The sequence below is a fragment of the Klebsiella sp. 28 genome, assembly GCF_018223905.1.
In the GTDB taxonomy this organism is placed as follows: Bacteria; Pseudomonadota; Gammaproteobacteria; order Enterobacterales; family Enterobacteriaceae; genus Klebsiella; species Klebsiella pneumoniae.
Genome location: NZ_JAGRQY010000102.1, coordinates 9,512 through 26,115, shown reverse-complemented (window position 1 = coordinate 26,115; position 16,604 = coordinate 9,512). Strand labels below are relative to the sequence as shown.

Below are 16,604 nucleotides of genomic sequence, written 5' to 3'. Positions count from 1 at the left end.
TGTTTGTGTGAAGTGATTCACATCTGCCGTGTCAGTGGGTGCGCATTATAGGGATCCCATTTTTTTGCACAAGCCTTTTTTCGATCTTTTTTTCTGAATGGTGATTTTTCACCCTTTTCGCCGTGTAATTGCACGATTTGCTCAATTTTCACCGTTTTGAGGGGTTGCACAGGGAGATAAAAGCCACCAAAGTCTTCTTACGTTCCCGTATTTTGAGGTCTATATGTCTGCTCAGCTGCGCCCCTACAAAGCATTTTTCCCACAAATCGGTCTTCGCGTCATGATTGACGCATCCAGCGTTGTCATCGGCGATGTCAGAATTGCCGATGACGTCAGCGTCTGGCCTCTGGTGGCCATTCGCGGCGACGTCAACTATGTATCGATAGGTCAACGCAGCAATATTCAGGACGGTAGCGTTCTCCATGTCACCCATAAGTCCTCTTATAAGCCGGAGGGAAATCCGCTGATCATTGGTGAGGATGTAACTGTTGGTCATAAAGTGATGCTGCACGGCTGCACTATCGGCAACCGCGTACTGGTTGGCATGGGTTCGATCTTATTAGATGGTGTCGTCGTTGGCGATGACGTCATGATTGGTGCGGGAAGTCTGGTACCGCAGAACAAACAGCTGGAAAGCGGCTACCTTTACTTTGGCAATCCGGTCAAACAGATCCGCCCCCTGACAGAGGCGGAACGGGAAGGACTCAAGTATTCAGCAAATAACTATGTGAAATGGAAAAATGAGTACCTGGATCAGGATAACCAGATCCAGCCCTGAGCATCTTCCTGACCATCGCGGATCAATGCTTCTGCCTCTTCCTCTAGATCCCAACGATGTTCCTGGAAGGCGGCCAGCCACTGCGCTGGCCCCTCTGCGCCGAAACGCTGCTGCAAGATTTGCCCTGAAATTGCGCAGGTTAATTGCATCCCATTCACCAGCGCGGGAAAAACCACGCCCTGCCGTTCGGCATCCCATGATTCCCGGTCAGGAAACTGAATCGCCTGATTCATGCATTCAGTTCCTGCTGCAGCGTTTCAATGACCGGAGCGATAGCCGGCAGAACGCCGTGCCATAGCAGAACAGCATGGGCGGCTTGCGCCACCAGCATTCCCAGCCCATCGGCACAGTGGACTGCGCCATATTGCTGGCACCAGTGAAGAAACGGTGTCGGCCCTTTCTGGTAAAACATGTCATAGCAATATACGTCAGCGTTGACAATAGATGCCGGGATAGCTGGTACATCACCGTCTATTCCACTGGACGTCGCATTGACGATCAGATCGAATGTTTCCCCGGATAAGGTATCCATCTCCCTTGCGCTAACGCTCCCGGTATGGGCGAAGAGAGTGGCTAACTCACGGGCACGAGAATAGGTGCGATTCACGATCGTGACGGCGCATCCCAGCGACAGAAGCGGCAAAAGAACCCCGCGAGATGCCCCACCAGCACCAACAAGCAGGATCCGTTGGCGTGGCTTAATGAATCCCAGGCGTTCCAGATCGCTCAGAAGACCAATACCGTCGGTGTTGTCCCCCAGTAAACGGCCATCTTCCAGGCGTTTCAGGGTGTTTACTGCTCCCGCCAGCGCTGCGCGTTCTGTCAGTTCGTCGGCACGCGCAAAGGCTTCCTCTTTAAAAGGAACGGTGACGTTGGCCCCCTTTCCTCCTTCTGCAAAGAACTGATTCAGAGAAGAGACAAAATCGTCCAGCGGCGCCAGTACACGTCCATAAGGATGAGTAATTCCTAACTGGCGGGCAAACAGCTGATGAATAGCAGGCGACTTGCTGTGCGCGATCGGATTACCAAAAACGGCATAGGTTTCCATGGTTCACCCCTGGCGGAACAGTTCACCCGTCAGGGCATCACGGATTTCAGATGGGTTTTGCCGGCCGCCCGTGGCGCCATCCACCACCGGGAAGCTGTCGCCAAACTGAGCATGGACCTCTGCGGTAGTACGGCACGGTGGTTGCCCGGTGAGATTGGCGCTGGTCGAAACCAGTGGTTTTCCGTAGGCTTCGCACAATTCAATTACCAGCGGATGGTTAGTCACGCGTACGGCCAGTGAATCAAAACGTCCAGTCAGCCAGCGCGGCGTTTCAGGACGCGCCGGGAATACAAACGTCACCGGTCCCGGCCAGCAAGAGAAGATGGCTTCCCGCTGTGAGTCACTTAACCGTGAATCATCAATATAGGGCTTCAGTTGCTCAAAGCTGGCGGCGATAAGGATCAATCCTTTCTCAACAGGACGCTGCTTCAGCTCCAGCAGGCGCATAACGGCCGTTTCGCTGTCAGGGTCGCAGCCGACGCCAAACACAGCTTCGGTGGGATAGGCGATGACATGTTCATTTTTCAGGACCGCCACGGCATGGGCGACGGCTTCTGAGGGCAGGTTATTGTTCACTGATTTATTCCGCCGGGATCGGCTTTCCACATTGTTTACTGGCACAGAAGCGTCTGAGCCCCTGCGCCGTCTTCTTTTCTATTAACAGCGGGTAATGGCATTCAGGGCATTCGCCCGCCACCGGTTTAAAATTGATAACGAACTGGCAATCAGGATAGCGATCGCAGGAGTGAAAGGTTTTACCGAAACGGGAACGACGCTGGACCAGATGGCCTTGTCCGCACTGCGGGCAAGCGATAGCCGTCTCATCGGGTTTATCAATCAGCTCGGTATGTTCACATTCCGGATAGCGGCTACAGCCAATGAACATCCCAAAACGCCCCTGGCGTAACACCATAACCGCACCGCACGATGGGCACTCTTGCCCCTCCAGCACCTTAACGATATGCCCGTCCGCCTGGCTTTTCAGGGGACGAATATAGTCACAGTCCGGATAATGCGAACAGCCGAGAAACGGGCCATGTTTCCCGGAACGGATCACCAGTTCGGCCCCGCACTGCGGGCAGGGCTCATTTTTACGCACCGAAAACAGTGCTGATTTGGTCATAACAACTCGATGTTGCTGCAAAAAGATTAATGCAGCATACCTTCATTTACTTCGAAGAGTAATTCTTCCATTTGCTGATAGGCGTTTTCACAGCCCGGAATATTGAACAGTACCATCAGGATGACCCATTTCAGGTCTTCCAGCTCAAATTCCGCCGTATCCAGCGCCAGTACGCGCTCTATCACCATTTCTCGCGTTTCGAGGTTCAACACCTGAATCTGCTCGAGGAAGAGTAAAAACCCCCGGCAACTGGCATCCAGACGCTGGCACTCCTCTTCGGTATATACCCGAAGAGAGAGCGGGTCGGAAGCGAGCTGCATGGGTTCAACGAGACCTTCCTGATAATCAGCCAGTTTCTCGAGCCACATTAACGCGTTATAGATGTCTTCCCGCTCAAAACCCGCATCGGTAAGATCCCGCGTCAGTTTGTCCTGATCCACGCGCATTTCTGCTTCGCTATGGATGTAAGTTTCAAACAAATACATGAGTACGTCGAACATGGCTTGCCCTCCTTAATCGGACATAGCCGCCGGGTACAGCTGCGATCCAGCCTGCTAACTCCAGTTCAAGTAGCTGAGCTACGGTTACTGGCACAGATTGGCCGGCACGTTCAGCGACAACGTCAACAGGTGTTACCTCATCTCCTACGTTAGCCAGGAGCTCCGGAAATGGCAATGCTACAGACGGCTGATCGACGCAAATATTTATCGAATCAGACGTATCAGTCAGCCAGGCCAGCTCGTTATGCCAGTATTCCACAATATCCTCTGGCGAGGTCACTGGCACCGCGCCTTGCTTAATTAACCAGTGCGGGCCTTCCGATCCCGGATTGCCTATCGGGCCAGGCAGGGCGAACACATCCCTTCCCTGCTCCAGGGCGCAGCGGACGGTGACCAGCGATCCGCTTCGCAACGCCGCCTCAATCACCAGCACGCCCAGGCTTAAGCCGCTTATAATCCGGTTGCGCCTGGGGAAATGTGCGGGAAGCGGCGGCGTAACAAGTGGAAATTCAGATACCAGCGTACCGCCATTGTCGATGATCTGCCGGGCGAGAGTTGCATGGCGCCGCGGATAAACCTGACTCAGCCCATTGCCCAGTACCGCGATAGTTTTACCCTCCGCCGCCAGCGCGCCGCGGTGCGCGACCCCGTCAATGCCTAACGCCAGCCCACTGGTGATGGTAATCCCTTTATGCGCCAGCGTTTCGCTGAACAGTTTCCCCCAGCGGGCGCCATACCAGGAGTGCGAGCGACTGCCAATAACGGCAAGCTGCGCGCTGTGAAGCAGGGCGAGGCCGCCGCTGACCAGCAACGCGCCGGGGTAATCAGCGATAGACTTTAACCGCAATGGATAGCGCGGATCGTCACCCCGTAACAGATGATGATCCGGTTGTTCCAGCCAGCGCCGCGTCTCGTCAAGCTCATGCTCGTCAAGCCGGAAAAATAACTTTGCCTGCGCCGCGGTCATCCCGACGGCATGCAGCGCTTCACGATCAACGCTGGCGGCTGCGCATAAGCGCTGAGCGATCTCTACCATCCTGTCGCCATACAAGCTACTGACCTTCATCAGCCGCAGCCAAATCTCGTCGGGCGTCATCCTTACCCCCTGCCATAAGCGGTATTGACAATCTTTGCGATTGGACAGTGAGACTGTCAATTGCAGGGGGTTTTGTCTAGAATAGAGCTAATAATCTTATCAACTCCTGAATACGACTCTGGAACTTTATGGCAGTTTTGCAAGTGTTACATATTCCGGACGAGCGCCTTCGCAAAGTCGCCGAGCCGGTCAAAGAAGTGAATGCGGAAATTCAGCGTATCGTCGATGATATGTTCGACACCATGTACGCCGAGGAAGGCATCGGTCTGGCCGCAACCCAGGTCGATATCCATCAGCGCATTATCGTTATTGATGTGTCGGAAAATCGTGAAGAGCAGCTGGTATTAATTAATCCGGAAATGCTGGAGAAAGATGGCGAAACCGGTATTGAAGAAGGCTGCTTGTCTATTCCTGAACAGCGCGCCCTGGTCCCGCGTGCGGAAAAAGTGAAGATCAGGGCACTGGATCGCGATGGTAAGCCGTTTCAACTGGAGGCCGATGGCCTGCTGGCTATCTGTATCCAGCATGAGATGGATCACCTGGTCGGCAAACTGTTTATTGACTATCTGTCACCACTCAAACAACAGCGCATTCGTCAGAAGGTAGAGAAACTGGATCGTTTACGTTCCCGTGCCTGATAACAAGGAATACCGTGTCACAATCACTACGTATCATTTTCGCCGGCACCCCTGATTTTGCAGCGCGTCATCTTGATGCGCTGCTGTCGTCTGAACATCAGGTTGTTGGCGTATTCACTCAGCCTGATCGCCCTGCTGGTCGCGGCAAAAAATTGATGCCAAGCCCGGTAAAAGTGCTGGCAGAAGCCCATAACTTACCTGTGTTCCAGCCATCCTCCCTGCGTCCGCAGGATAACCAGCGGTTAGTCGCCGATCTCGGCGCCGATATTATGGTGGTAGTGGCGTACGGTCTGATTCTGCCTAAAGCGGTGCTGGAGATGCCCCGTCTGGGCTGTATCAACGTTCACGGCTCGCTGCTACCGCGCTGGCGTGGCGCAGCGCCTATTCAGCGTTCACTGTGGGCGGGGGATAGCGAAACTGGCGTAACCATCATGCAGATGGACGTCGGCCTTGATACGGGGGATATGCTGTATAAGCTTTCCTGCCCCATTACCGCAGAGGATACCAGCGGCAGCCTGTACGATAAGCTGGCCGAGCTCGGCCCTCAGGGGCTGCTGGCAACGTTAGCCCAGCTGGCCAACGGCACCGCACGGCCTGAAGTACAAGATGAATCGCTGGTGTGCCATGCCGAAAAGCTGAGTAAAGAAGAGGCTCGTATCGATTGGTCGCTTTCCGCTGCGCAGTTGGAACGCTGCATCCGCGCGTTTAATCCGTGGCCAATGAGCTGGCTGGAAATTGACGGACAACCGGTAAAAGTGTGGCGAGCATCGGTCATCGCCGAAGCCGCTCACGCCGAACCGGGTACTATCGTAGCAGCAACCAAACAGGGTATTCAGGTCGCCACGGGGGATGGGATCCTCAGCCTGGAGTCGCTACAGCCTGCGGGTAAAAAAGCGATGAGCGCCCAGGACTTACTCAATTCCCGCCGGGAGTGGTTTATCCCTGGCACCCGTCTCGCCTGACGGTCGTCTCTTCTGAAGCCCGGGTTCGCCGGGCATTTTTATTTTTGCGCTTATGAAAAAGAATATAAATTTACGCAGCCTGGCCGCCCAGGCTATCGAGCAAGTTGTTGAAAAAGGGCAGTCTTTAAGCAACGTACTGCCCCCTCTACAGCAGAAAGTCAGCGATAAAGATAAAGCGCTACTGCAGGAGTTGTGCTTTGGTGTACTACGTACTCTAAGCCAGCTGGAGTGGCTTATCAGCAAGCTGATGGCGCGTCCGATGACCGGCAAACAGCGCACCGTGCACTTTCTGATCATGGTTGGTCTCTATCAGTTACTCTACACCCGCATTCCCCCGCATGCCGCGCTGGCGGAAACGGTAGAAGGCGCGGTGGCCATTAAACGCCCGCAGCTTAAAGGGCTAATCAACGGCGTGCTACGCCAGTTCCAGCGCCAGCAGGAAGCGTTGTTAGCCGAATTTGCTGAGCATGAAAACCGCTATCTTCATCCCAAATGGCTGCTGAAACGCCTGCAGCAGGCCTGGCCGGAGCAGTGGCAGGAGATCGTCGAGGCGAACAACCAGCGCCCGCCGATGTGGCTGCGCGTTAACCGCAGCCATCATTCCCGGGATGAGTGGCTTGCCCTGCTTAACGAGACCGGTTTAGAGGGCTTTACCCACCCTGATTATCCGGACGCCGTACGCCTGGCCACCCCTGCTCCGGTCCACGCGTTACCAGGCTTTGCCGAAGGCTGGGTGACCGTCCAGGATGCCTCGGCTCAGGGCTGTATGCGCTACCTGCAACCGGAAAATGGCGAACGCATTCTCGATCTCTGCGCGGCGCCGGGCGGGAAGACGACGCATATTCTGGAAGTCGCTCCCCAGGCTCAGGTTATGGCAGTGGATATTGATGAACAGCGTCTGTCCCGCGTCTATGACAACCTGAAACGGCTGGGCAAGAAAGCCGAAGTCAAGCAGGGCGATGGCCGCTTCCCTGAGCAGTGGTGTGGCAATGAGCAGTTCGATCGTATTCTGCTGGATGCCCCCTGCTCCGCAACCGGCGTTATTCGCCGCCATCCGGATATCAAATGGCTGCGCCGGGATCGGGATATCGCCGAGTTAGCCCAACTGCAGGCCGAGATCCTCAATGCCACCTGGACGCACCTGAAGCCAGGCGGCACGCTGGTTTACGCAACCTGTTCTATTCTGCCGGAAGAGAACAGTCAGCAAATTGCCGCTTTCCTCGCGCGAACTCCGGATGCAGAACTTCACGCAACCGGCACGCCGGCGAGCCCCGGGCAGCAAAATCTGCCGGGCGTGGAAGAAGGTGATGGCTTCTTTTACGCTAAGCTAATCAAACGTCGGAACTAATGGGTCACTGCAGATGAAGATTATTATTCTGGGCGCCGGCCAGGTCGGCGGCACGCTGGCGGAAAACCTCGTCGGCGAGAACAATGATATTACGCTGGTTGATACCAATGGCGACCGTCTGCGCAGCCTGCAGGATAAGTTCGACCTGCGTGTCGTCCAGGGGCATGGCTCTCACCCTCGCGTACTGCGCGAGGCGGGAGCCGATGATGCCGATATGCTGGTAGCGGTCACTAGTTCGGACGAAACCAACATGGTGGCCTGCCAGGTCGCTTACTCATTGTTCAATACGCCAAACCGCATAGCGCGTATTCGTGCGCCTGATTACGTTCGTGATGCGGAAAAGCTCTTCAACTCTGAAGCGGTACCCATCGATCACTTAATCGCTCCGGAACAACTGGTCATCGACAACATCCACCGTCTGATCGAATATCCCGGCGCGCTGCAGGTCGTGAACTTCGCAGAAGGAAAAGTCAGTCTCGCGGTAGTAAAAGCCTATTATGGTGGCCCGCTGGTGGGGAATGCCTTATCCACTATGCGAGAGCATATGCCGCATATCGATACGCGCGTGGCCGCCATTTTCCGCCACGATCGCCCCATCCGCCCGCAGGGCTCGACGATTGTCGAGGCCGGAGATGAAGTCTTCTTTATTGCCGCCTCGCAGCATATTCGCGCGGTCATGAGCGAACTGCAGCGACTGGAAAAGCCGTATAAGCGTATTATGCTGGTCGGCGGGGGCAATATTGGCGCGGGTCTGGCCCATAAGCTGGAAAAAGATTACAGCGTTAAGCTTATCGAACGTAATCAGCAGCGAGCCGCTGAGCTAGCGGAAAAGCTGCAGCATACTATCGTCTTCTACGGGGATGCATCGGACCAGGAGCTGTTGGCTGAAGAGCATATTGACCAGGTGGACCTGTTTATTGCCGTCACTAACGACGACGAAGCCAATATTATGTCGGCTATGTTGGCCAAGCGAATGGGCGCGAAAAAAGTGATGGTGCTAATCCAGCGCAGAGCCTACGTGGATCTGGTCCAGGGTAGCGTCATCGATATTGCGATTTCGCCTCAGCAGGCCACAATTTCCGCACTCCTCAGTCATGTCCGTAAAGCCGATATTGTCGGCGTCTCCTCCTTGCGCCGCGGCGTTGCAGAAGCGATTGAGGCAGTCGCACACGGCGATGAGAGCACCTCCCGGGTAGTCGGGCGTTCGATCGATGAGATCAAACTTCCACCGGGCACGATCATCGGCGCCGTCGTGCGGGGCAATGACGTGATGATCGCCAATAATAATCTACGGATCGAGCAGGGCGACCATGTGATCATGTTTTTGACCGATAAGAAGTTTATTTCCGATGTCGAAAGGCTGTTCCAGCCAAGTCCTTTCTTCCTGTAATTCCCAGGGCGCCGAACAGGCGCCTTTTTATTATCCCTTATTATTCAAAGGTTAATATTTTGCAGTAACTATCTGCTGGGAATGGCAAATGAAAATACATTTGTTAAACTTACAACGTCAGCTGGCACAAGGAGAATAAAATGAGTTTTTTAAAAGAGTTTCGCGAATTCGCGATGCGCGGGAACGTTGTCGATTTGGCAGTGGGTGTGATCATCGGTGCAGCATTCGGTAAAATTGTTTCATCACTGGTCGCGGATATTATTATGCCGCCACTCGGCCTGTTGATTGGCGGGATCGATTTTAAACAGTTTGCCGTCACGCTACGTGATGCCCAGGGCGATGTCCCGGCTGTGGTGATGCATTATGGGGTATTCATTCAGAACGTTTTCGATTTCATCATCGTCGCGTTTGCCATCTTCATGGCGATTAAATTGATGAATAAGTTAAATCGTAAGAAAGAAGAGGCTCCGGCGGCACCGCCAGCTCCCTCTAAAGAAGAAGTTCTGCTGAGCGAAATTCGCGATCTGCTGAAAGAACAAAACAACCGTTCTTAATCAGCAGAGAAAGCAGAAGGCCAGTGGTAAAAAAGCGATTCGCTTGCTTGCCACTGGCCTCCCGATCAATCCTTCCTGCATGTTTATCTTTACGTTGATAGCTTCCTTTCCCTTTCTTGTTTTTCTCTACGCGCTGCCTGAATAACGGATCGTGGAGAAGTGCCTCAATGGCGTTATCTTTAATTTGTCCTTTAGTATGCTGATAGCGACTCATAGTTACTCCGGTATATGTATAAACTCGGCGCGAGTGTAGATCCGCGCGTTTAAAAAATCAACGTCCGCCATTGCCGTTGCTGGCCCCTTGTTCAAGGGCCTCAAGGATAGAACAGTAAACGCTGCTGTGGGCAGTGCCGCAACAGGCATCGTTGAGCCGCTGCAGAGAGCGGCGCATCGTCTGTAGCTCTTTAATCCGCGCCTCAACTTCACTTAATCGCGCCTGAACGATCCCTTTCGACTCCTGACAGGTATGATGCTCCGGATCGATGCGGATCGACAATAATTCGCGGATCGCTTCCAGGGTGAAACCCAGTTGTCGGGCATAACGAATAAAGCGCAGCCGTTGAAGATCGTTATCCGAGTACAGACGAAATCCTCCCTCGGTGCGTATGTCATGATCCATCATCTGCTGCTTTTCATAGTAGCGGATGGTATCAGGCGTCACGTCAGCCAGTTTTGCCAATTCACCAATACGATACATATTTACTCCTGATTTATTTTTTGCAGCAACGCATCGGCGTACTCACCGCGTAAAAAGTCGGTGTTCAGACCTGCCTGACGTAACTTCAGCTCGAGCAGGGCAAGGCGTTTGCTAAGTTCGGCATGACGCGGATCGTCCTGACGGACGCCGTTCAGTAAGTCTGCCAGAGCCAACGCTTCTTTGCGTTGCTCCAGTTCCGGAGGAAGACATCCTGCATTTTTCAGAAGGCGATAGCCTGCCCGCAACTCCGCCGGCACATGTGAATCGTCATCGAGAGTCAGCGGTTCTCCGCTGCCGGGTAAATTATCGAACTCACCTTTGGTTTGGGCATCGAGGATATGACGTTCCGCCCACTGATCCAGCAACCACATTCTACGGCTCCAGGGGATGAACAAAAAGAGTACAGATAGTGTAGTGAAATGGGGATGGGGTAGATATAAAAAAACCCGCCTGGGCGGGTTTTTTTACGTTACTACAGATTACTCTGCAGCAGCTTCTGCTTTCGGCTCAGCACGATCAACCAGCTCGATGTATGCCATCGGCGCGTTGTCGCCTGCACGGAAGCCACACTTCAGAATGCGAGTGTAACCACCGGCGCGGCTCGCGAAACGCGGGCCCAGCTCGTTAAACAGTTTTGCCACGATCTCGTTATCACGAGTGCGGGCGAATGCCAGACGACGATTAGCAACGCTATCAGTCTTGGCAAGAGTAATCAGCGGCTCAACTACGCGACGCAGTTCTTTCGCTTTCGGCAGGGTCGTCTTGATGATTTCATGACGAACCAGCGAACCTGCCATGTTACGGAACATAGCCTGGCGATGGCTGCTGTTGCGGTTCAGTTGACGACCACTCTTACGATGGCGCATGACCTTATCCTTCTCAGTAAAACCTTAACCTGTGATCCGGTTACTCGTCAGCAATGCTTGCTGGTGGCCAGTTTTCCAGGCGCATGCCCAGAGACAGTCCACGGGAAGCCAGCACGTCTTTAATCTCAGTAAGAGATTTTTTACCCAGGTTCGGCGTTTTCAGCAACTCAACCTCGGTACGCTGTACCAGATCACCGATATAGTGGATAGCTTCTGCCTTGAGGCAGTTAGCAGAGCGGACAGTCAATTCCAGATCGTCAACAGGGCGCAGCAGGATCGGATCGAATTCTGGTTTCTCTTCTTTCACTTCTGGCTGACGTACATCACGTAGGTCAACAAAAGCTTCCAGTTGTTCAGCCAGGATGGTTGCCGCACGACGAATCGCCTCTTCAGGATCGATTGTGCCGTTGGTTTCCATTTCGATGACCAGCTTGTCCAGGTCGGTACGCTGTTCTACACGCGCAGCTTCAACATTGTAGGCAATACGCTCTACAGGGCTGTAGCAGGCGTCGACCAGCAGACGGCCGATTGGGCGCTCATCTTCTTCCGAATGAATTCGGGCAGAAGCCGGCACATAACCGCGACCGCGCTGAACTTTGATACGCATGCTAATAGCAGCGTTCTCATCAGTCAGGTGGCAAATCACGTGCTGCGGCTTGACGATTTCGACATCACCGTCGTGGGTAATGTCGGCTGCGGTCACAGGGCCAATGCCAGATTTATTCAAAGTAAGGATGACTTCATCTTTACCCTGAACTCTCACCGCCAGCCCTTTCAGGTTGAGCAGGATTTCAAGGATGTCTTCCTGAACGCCTTCTTTGGTGCTGTACTCGTGCAGTACACCATCAATCTCAACCTCGGTCACCGCGCAACCCGGCATCGATGAGAGCAGAATACGGCGCAGTGCGTTACCCAGAGTATGGCCGAAGCCACGCTCTAAAGGCTCAAGGGTCACCTTGGCGTGCGTCGAACTCACTTGCTCGATATCGACCAGGCGCGGTTTTAGAAACTCTGTCACAGAACCCTGCATTGTGTCCTCTCTTTGGTACTAAGCTTTACTTGGAGTAAAGCTCGACGATCAGGTGTTCGTTAATGTCCGCAGACAGATCAGAACGCTCCGGCTGACGCTTGAACGTACCTTCCATCTTGCCAGCATCAACTTCCAGCCAGGTTGGCTTTTCACGCTGCTCAGCCAGCTCCAGAGCGGCTTTCACGCGAGATTGCTTTTTCGCTTTCTCACGAATGCTGACAACGTCATTCGCTTTAACCTGATAAGAAGCGATGTTAACAACACGACCGTTTACCATAATCGCTTTGTGGCTAACCAGCTGGCGTGCTTCAGCACGAGTGGCGCCGAAGCCCATACGGTATACAACGTTGTCCAGACGACCTTCCAGCAGAGCCAACAGGTTTTCACCGGTGTTGCCTTTCAGACGTGCTGCTTCTTTATAGTAGTTACGGAACTGACGCTCCAGCACACCGTACATACGGCGAACTTTTTGCTTTTCACGCAACTGCACACCATAGTCAGACAGACGCGGCTTACGCGCACCGTGCTGGCCAGGAGCTTGTTCAATTTTACACTTGGTATCGATCGCGCGAACGCCAGACTTAAGGAATAAGTCGGTGCCCTCACGACGGCTCAGCTTGAGCTTAGGACCCAAATATCTTGCCATTTTCTTTCTCCAACTAACCTGGAAAACGCAGCGTTATACGCGACGTTTTTTCGGCGGACGACAACCGTTATGAGGGATCGGAGTCACATCAGTAATATTAGTGATGCGGAAACCAGCGGCGTTCAGTGCACGAATGGTAGATTCGCGACCCGGACCCGGACCTTTGACCATAACTTCCAGATTCTTGATGCCGTATTCTTTTACGGCTTCTGCGCAACGCTCTGCTGCAACCTGAGCTGCGAACGGAGTGGATTTGCGAGAACCACGGAAACCGGAACCACCGGCTGTTGCCCAACCCAGTGCGTTACCCTGACGATCAGTGATGGTAACGATGGTGTTGTTAAAAGAAGCATGGATATGAGCCACGCCGTCAGAGACTTGTTTTCTTACACGCTTACGTGCACGAATTGGTGCCTTTGCCATTATTCAATCACCCCGATTATTTCTTGATCGGTTTACGCGGACCCTTACGGGTACGTGCGTTGGTCTTGGTACGCTGACCGCGAACCGGGAGACCACGACGATGACGCAAACCACGGTAGCAACCAAGGTCCATCAGACGCTTGATGCTCAGGGTGATTTCACGGCGCAGATCACCTTCAACGACAAATTTACCTACTGCTTCACGCAGAATATCAATTTGTTCTTCAGACAGCTCACTGATCTTAACATTTTCAGCGATGCCCGTTTCAGCGCAGATGGCTTTAGAACGGGTTTTGCCGATACCGAAAATAGCGGTTAAAGCGATAACGGTATGTTTGTGATCAGGAATGTTAATGCCTGCTATACGGGCCACTATGCACTCCTACTATTTAATATGTACGCACCATGCTGAAAAGCCCGTTTTCAGGATACTCAAATGGAAACGTACAGACATACAAAAGATTGGCTGGCTAATCTAGCCAGCTCAATCCAACTTTGCAAGAAAAATATGCGAAAAAATCAGCCTTGGCGCTGTTTATGCTTCGGCTCGGCACTGCAAATCACACGGATGACACCATCACGCTTAACGATTTTGCAGTTACGGCATAATTTCTTGACGGAAGCACGAACTTTCATTTTTACTCTCCGTAACTTCTCGGGCGACCAGTTTTAACGGCCGTAGCCTTTCAGGTTCGCCTTCTTCAATGCAGACTCATACTGACTGGACATCATCAGAGTTTGCACTTGAGCCATAAAGTCCATAATCACGACAACAACGATAAGCAGCGAGGTCCCACCGAAGTAGAACGGCACTTTCATCGCGTCACGCATGAACTCCGGGATCAGGCAGATAAAAGTAATGTACAACGCACCAACCAGAGTCAGGCGAGTCATCACTTTATCGATATACTTCGCCGTTTGCTCTCCCGGACGAATTCCTGGTACAAATGCACCGGACTTCTTCAGGTTATCTGCTGTTTCACGCGGGTTGAAAACCAACGCCGTGTAGAAGAAACAGAAGAAGATGATTGCAGACGCATAGAGTAACACATAAAGCGGTTGCCCAGGCTGCAAATACAGCGAAATTGTTGTCAGCCAGTTCCAACCAGTACCACCCCCGAACCATGACGTGATGGTTGCCGGGAACAGTATAATACTGGAAGCGAAGATTGCCGGGATTACCCCCGCCATATTCACTTTCAGCGGTAAATGTGTGCTCTGTGCAGCATAGACACGACGACCCTGTTGACGTTTCGCGTAGTTTACCACAATGCGGCGTTGACCACGCTCAACGAATACAACAAAGAAGGTCACTGCAAATACTAATACTGCAACCAACAGCAACAGGAGGAAGTGCAGGTCGCCTTGACGCGCTTGCTCGATAGTATGGGCGATGGCCGGCGGGAGTCCCGCAACGATACCGGCGAAGATAATGATCGAGATACCGTTACCGATACCACGTTCAGTGATCTGTTCGCCGAGCCACATCAGGAACATAGTCCCTGTGACCAGACTGACAACAGCGGTGAAATAGAATGCAAAGCCTGGATTAATCACCAGGCCTTGCATACCAGGCATATTCGGCAGACCGGTAGCAATACCGATCGACTGGAATATCGCCAGCACCAGAGTACCGTAGCGGGTGTACTGGCTGATCTTACGACGACCAGACTCCCCTTCTTTCTTCAGTTCCGCCAGCGGTTGATAAACCACCGTCAGCAGCTGCACGATGATCGATGCCGAAATGTACGGCATAATCCCCAGCGCAAAGATAGAAGCACGGCTGAGAGCACCACCAGAGAACATGTTGAACATTTCAATGATGGTGCCTCGCTGTTGCTCAAGCAGTTTGGCAAGTACAGCGGCATCAATACCAGGGATCGGAATAAAAGAGCCAATACGGAACACTATCAGCGCACCGACCACAAACAGAAGTCTGCGTTTCAGTTCGCCAAGGCCACCTTTGGCACTTTGAAAATCTAATCCCGGTTGTTTAGCCATCTGCTACTTATTCCTCAATTTTACCGCCAGCAGCTTCGATAGCAGCACGAGCACCTTTAGTCACACGCAGGCCACGAACAGTTACCGGACGAGTTACCTCACCAGACAGGATCACTTTCGCGAACTCGATCTGGACACCGATAATGTTAGCCGCTTTCAGCGCGTTCAGGTCTACTACATCGCCTTCTACGTGAGCCAGATCGGAGAGACGGATCTCTGCGGTGATCATCGCTTTACGAGAAGTGAAGCCGAATTTCGGCAGACGACGGTACAGAGGCATCTGACCACCCTCGAAACCGCGACGTACGCCACCGCCAGAACGAGATTTCTGACCTTTGTGACCACGACCACCGGTTTTACCGAGGCCAGAACCGATACCACGACCCAGACGTTTACCCGCCTTTTTGGAGCCTTCGGCCGGAGACAGAGTATTTAAACGCATCTCTTACTCCTCAACTTTAACCATGAAGGAAACCGCGTTGACCATACCACGAACAGCAGGAGTATCCTCGCGCTCTACGGTGTGACCAATACGACGCAGACCCAGGCCAAGCAGCGTTGCCTTGTGTTTCGGCAGACGACCGATTGCACTGCGGGTTTGAGTAATTTTAATAGTCTTTGCCATGGTTTATTTCCCCAGAATTTCTTCAACGGATTTACCACGCTTGGCAGCGACCATATCCGGGGACTTCATGTTTTCCAGACCGTCGATAGTTGCACGAACCACGTTAATCGGGTTAGTGGAACCATACGCTTTAGCCAGAACGTTACGAACCCCAGCGACTTCCAGAACGGCGCGCATTGCACCACCGGCGATGATACCGGTACCTTCGGAAGCCGGCTGCATGAATACACGAGAACCCGTGTGAGTACCCTTAACCGGGTGCTGCAGGGTGCCGTGGTTCAGCGCGACGTTAATCATATTGCGACGGGCTTTTTCCATCGCTTTCTGGATCGCTGCTGGAACTTCACGCGCTTTACCGTAACCAAAACCAACGCGACCGTTACCATCGCCTACTACAGTCAGAGCTGTGAAGGAGAAAATACGACCACCTTTAACGGTTTTAGATACGCGGTTTACCGCGATCAGCTTTTCCTGCAGTTCGCCAGCTTGTTTTTCGATGTGAGCCATCTTACACCTCTACCTTAGAACTGAAGGCCAGCTTCACGGGCAGCATCTGCCAGTGCCTGGACACGACCATGATATTGGAACCCGGAACGGTCAAAGGAAACATCTTTGATGCCTTTTTCCAGAGCGCGTTCAGCGACAGCTTTACCCACAGCTGCTGCAGCGTCTTTGTTACCGGTGTACTTCAGTTGTTCAGCGATAGCTTTTTCTACAGTAGAAGCAGCTACCAGAACTTCAGAACCATTCGGTGCAATTACCTGTGCGTAAATGTGACGCGGGGTACGATGTACCACCAGGCGAGTTGCGCCCAGCTCCTGGAGCTTGCGGCGTGCGCGGGTCGCACGACGGATACGAGCAGATTTCTTATCCATAGTG

At 53.0% G+C, this 16,604-nt stretch carries 26 protein-coding genes; 6 read left to right on the top strand and 20 right to left on the bottom strand.

Features of this window, described 5'->3' with window-relative positions; translation table 11 throughout:
• The first annotated feature begins 223 nt into the window (after positions 1-223).
• Complete coding sequence (locus KHQ28_RS17790; RefSeq protein ID WP_002919123.1) at positions 224-778, top strand: gamma carbonic anhydrase family protein; 555 nt, start codon at positions 224-226, stop codon at positions 776-778.
• Here KHQ28_RS17790 and KHQ28_RS17785 read toward each other — a convergent pair.
• The 6 genes from KHQ28_RS17785 to dprA are packed head-to-tail and all read right to left on the bottom strand — an operon-like array spanning position 754 to position 4,545.
• Positions 754-1,011 (bottom strand): DUF1488 domain-containing protein, encoded by a 258-nt coding sequence (locus KHQ28_RS17785; protein WP_002919125.1) that lies wholly within the window; start codon positions 1,009-1,011, stop codon positions 754-756. The genes KHQ28_RS17790 and KHQ28_RS17785 overlap by 25 nt on opposite strands.
• A complete protein-coding gene (aroE, locus tag KHQ28_RS17780; protein WP_002919126.1) occupies positions 1,008-1,826 on the bottom strand; it encodes a shikimate dehydrogenase in 819 nt (272 codons plus the stop codon). The genes KHQ28_RS17785 and aroE overlap by 4 nt, the downstream gene beginning before the upstream one ends.
• Positions 1,827-1,829: 3 nt before the next feature.
• Positions 1,830-2,402, bottom strand: a complete 573-nt coding sequence (gene tsaC / locus KHQ28_RS17775; protein WP_002919132.1) for an L-threonylcarbamoyladenylate synthase type 1 TsaC — start codon at positions 2,400-2,402, stop codon at positions 1,830-1,832.
• A gap of 4 nt (positions 2,403-2,406) precedes the next feature.
• A complete protein-coding gene (locus KHQ28_RS17770; protein WP_004145330.1) occupies positions 2,407-2,949 on the bottom strand; it encodes a type I DNA topoisomerase in 543 nt (180 codons plus the stop codon).
• 26 nt (positions 2,950-2,975) lie between these two features.
• On the bottom strand, positions 2,976-3,449 hold the full coding sequence (gene smg / locus KHQ28_RS17765) for a DUF494 family protein Smg (RefSeq protein ID WP_002919137.1): 474 nt from the start codon (positions 3,447-3,449) through the stop codon (positions 2,976-2,978).
• On the bottom strand, positions 3,421-4,545 hold the full coding sequence (gene dprA / locus KHQ28_RS17760; RefSeq protein ID WP_032418323.1) for a DNA-protecting protein DprA: 1,125 nt from the start codon (positions 4,543-4,545) through the stop codon (positions 3,421-3,423). The genes smg and dprA overlap by 29 nt, the downstream gene beginning before the upstream one ends.
• A gap of 128 nt (positions 4,546-4,673) precedes the next feature.
• Between dprA and def the strand changes: the two genes are divergently transcribed.
• The 5 genes from def (at position 4,674) to mscL (ending at position 9,437) form a co-directional block, all read left to right on the top strand.
• A complete protein-coding gene (gene def, locus KHQ28_RS17755) occupies positions 4,674-5,183 on the top strand; it encodes a peptide deformylase (protein WP_032418322.1) in 510 nt (169 codons plus the stop codon).
• 14 nt (positions 5,184-5,197) lie between these two features.
• The gene (gene fmt, locus KHQ28_RS17750; protein ID WP_004150007.1) at positions 5,198-6,145 is read left to right on the top strand and encodes a methionyl-tRNA formyltransferase; all 948 of its coding nucleotides are present in this window, start codon (positions 5,198-5,200) and stop codon (positions 6,143-6,145) included.
• A gap of 52 nt (positions 6,146-6,197) precedes the next feature.
• Positions 6,198-7,493 carry a 16S rRNA (cytosine(967)-C(5))-methyltransferase RsmB gene (gene rsmB, locus KHQ28_RS17745; RefSeq protein WP_032418321.1) on the top strand — a complete coding sequence of 432 codons (1,296 nt, stop codon included), beginning with the start codon at positions 6,198-6,200 and terminating at the stop codon, positions 7,491-7,493.
• Positions 7,494-7,506: 13 nt separating this feature from the next.
• A complete protein-coding gene (trkA, locus tag KHQ28_RS17740) occupies positions 7,507-8,883 on the top strand; it encodes a Trk system potassium transporter TrkA (protein WP_002919153.1) in 1,377 nt (458 codons plus the stop codon).
• 140 nt (positions 8,884-9,023) lie between these two features.
• Positions 9,024-9,437 (top strand): large-conductance mechanosensitive channel protein MscL, encoded by a 414-nt coding sequence (gene mscL, locus KHQ28_RS17735; RefSeq protein ID WP_004145325.1) that lies wholly within the window; start codon positions 9,024-9,026, stop codon positions 9,435-9,437.
• On the opposite strand, the gene KHQ28_RS17730 is transcribed toward mscL, so the two are convergent.
• The 14 genes from KHQ28_RS17730 to rplR all read right to left on the bottom strand — a co-directional run bounded on the left by KHQ28_RS17730 (position 9,373) and on the right by rplR (position 16,600).
• Positions 9,373-9,651, bottom strand: a complete 279-nt coding sequence (locus KHQ28_RS17730; RefSeq protein WP_004145324.1) for an alternative ribosome-rescue factor A — start codon at positions 9,649-9,651, stop codon at positions 9,373-9,375. The genes mscL and KHQ28_RS17730 overlap by 65 nt on opposite strands.
• Before the next feature lie 57 nt (positions 9,652-9,708).
• Positions 9,709-10,134 (bottom strand): Zn(2+)-responsive transcriptional regulator, encoded by a 426-nt coding sequence (gene zntR / locus KHQ28_RS17725; RefSeq protein WP_004185894.1) that lies wholly within the window; start codon positions 10,132-10,134, stop codon positions 9,709-9,711.
• 2 nt (positions 10,135-10,136) lie between these two features.
• Positions 10,137-10,505 (bottom strand): DUF1992 domain-containing protein, encoded by a 369-nt coding sequence (locus KHQ28_RS17720; protein WP_002919204.1) that lies wholly within the window; start codon positions 10,503-10,505, stop codon positions 10,137-10,139.
• 108 nt (positions 10,506-10,613) lie between these two features.
• Positions 10,614-11,000 (bottom strand): 50S ribosomal protein L17, encoded by a 387-nt coding sequence (rplQ, locus tag KHQ28_RS17715; protein WP_002919206.1) that lies wholly within the window; start codon positions 10,998-11,000, stop codon positions 10,614-10,616.
• 40 nt (positions 11,001-11,040) lie between these two features.
• A complete protein-coding gene (rpoA, locus tag KHQ28_RS17710; RefSeq protein WP_002919219.1) occupies positions 11,041-12,030 on the bottom strand; it encodes a DNA-directed RNA polymerase subunit alpha in 990 nt (329 codons plus the stop codon).
• Positions 12,031-12,055: 25 nt separating this feature from the next.
• Positions 12,056-12,676, bottom strand: a complete 621-nt coding sequence (rpsD, locus tag KHQ28_RS17705; protein WP_002919224.1) for a 30S ribosomal protein S4 — start codon at positions 12,674-12,676, stop codon at positions 12,056-12,058.
• A 33-nt stretch (positions 12,677-12,709) separates the two neighbouring features.
• The gene (rpsK, locus tag KHQ28_RS17700) at positions 12,710-13,099 is read right to left on the bottom strand and encodes a 30S ribosomal protein S11 (protein WP_002919257.1); all 390 of its coding nucleotides are present in this window, start codon (positions 13,097-13,099) and stop codon (positions 12,710-12,712) included.
• A gap of 16 nt (positions 13,100-13,115) precedes the next feature.
• Positions 13,116-13,472, bottom strand: a complete 357-nt coding sequence (gene rpsM, locus KHQ28_RS17695) for a 30S ribosomal protein S13 (protein WP_002919259.1) — start codon at positions 13,470-13,472, stop codon at positions 13,116-13,118.
• A 146-nt stretch (positions 13,473-13,618) separates the two neighbouring features.
• Complete coding sequence (gene rpmJ, locus KHQ28_RS17690; protein ID WP_000868187.1) at positions 13,619-13,735, bottom strand: 50S ribosomal protein L36; 117 nt, start codon at positions 13,733-13,735, stop codon at positions 13,619-13,621.
• 33 nt (positions 13,736-13,768) lie between these two features.
• Complete coding sequence (gene secY, locus KHQ28_RS17685) at positions 13,769-15,100, bottom strand: preprotein translocase subunit SecY (RefSeq protein WP_002919515.1); 1,332 nt, start codon at positions 15,098-15,100, stop codon at positions 13,769-13,771.
• A gap of 7 nt (positions 15,101-15,107) precedes the next feature.
• On the bottom strand, positions 15,108-15,542 hold the full coding sequence (rplO, locus tag KHQ28_RS17680) for a 50S ribosomal protein L15 (protein WP_002919516.1): 435 nt from the start codon (positions 15,540-15,542) through the stop codon (positions 15,108-15,110).
• Positions 15,543-15,545: 3 nt separating this feature from the next.
• Positions 15,546-15,725, bottom strand: a complete 180-nt coding sequence (gene rpmD / locus KHQ28_RS17675; protein WP_001140434.1) for a 50S ribosomal protein L30 — start codon at positions 15,723-15,725, stop codon at positions 15,546-15,548.
• Between the two features lie 3 nt (positions 15,726-15,728).
• Entirely contained in the window at positions 15,729-16,232 is a 504-nt protein-coding gene (rpsE, locus tag KHQ28_RS17670; RefSeq protein ID WP_002919545.1) for a 30S ribosomal protein S5, read from the bottom strand.
• Positions 16,233-16,246: 14 nt separating this feature from the next.
• Positions 16,247-16,600: a 50S ribosomal protein L18 gene (rplR, locus tag KHQ28_RS17665; RefSeq protein ID WP_000358960.1), complete on the bottom strand. Its 354-nt coding sequence runs from the start codon at positions 16,598-16,600 to the stop codon at positions 16,247-16,249.
• Positions 16,601-16,604: the final 4 nt, after the last annotated feature.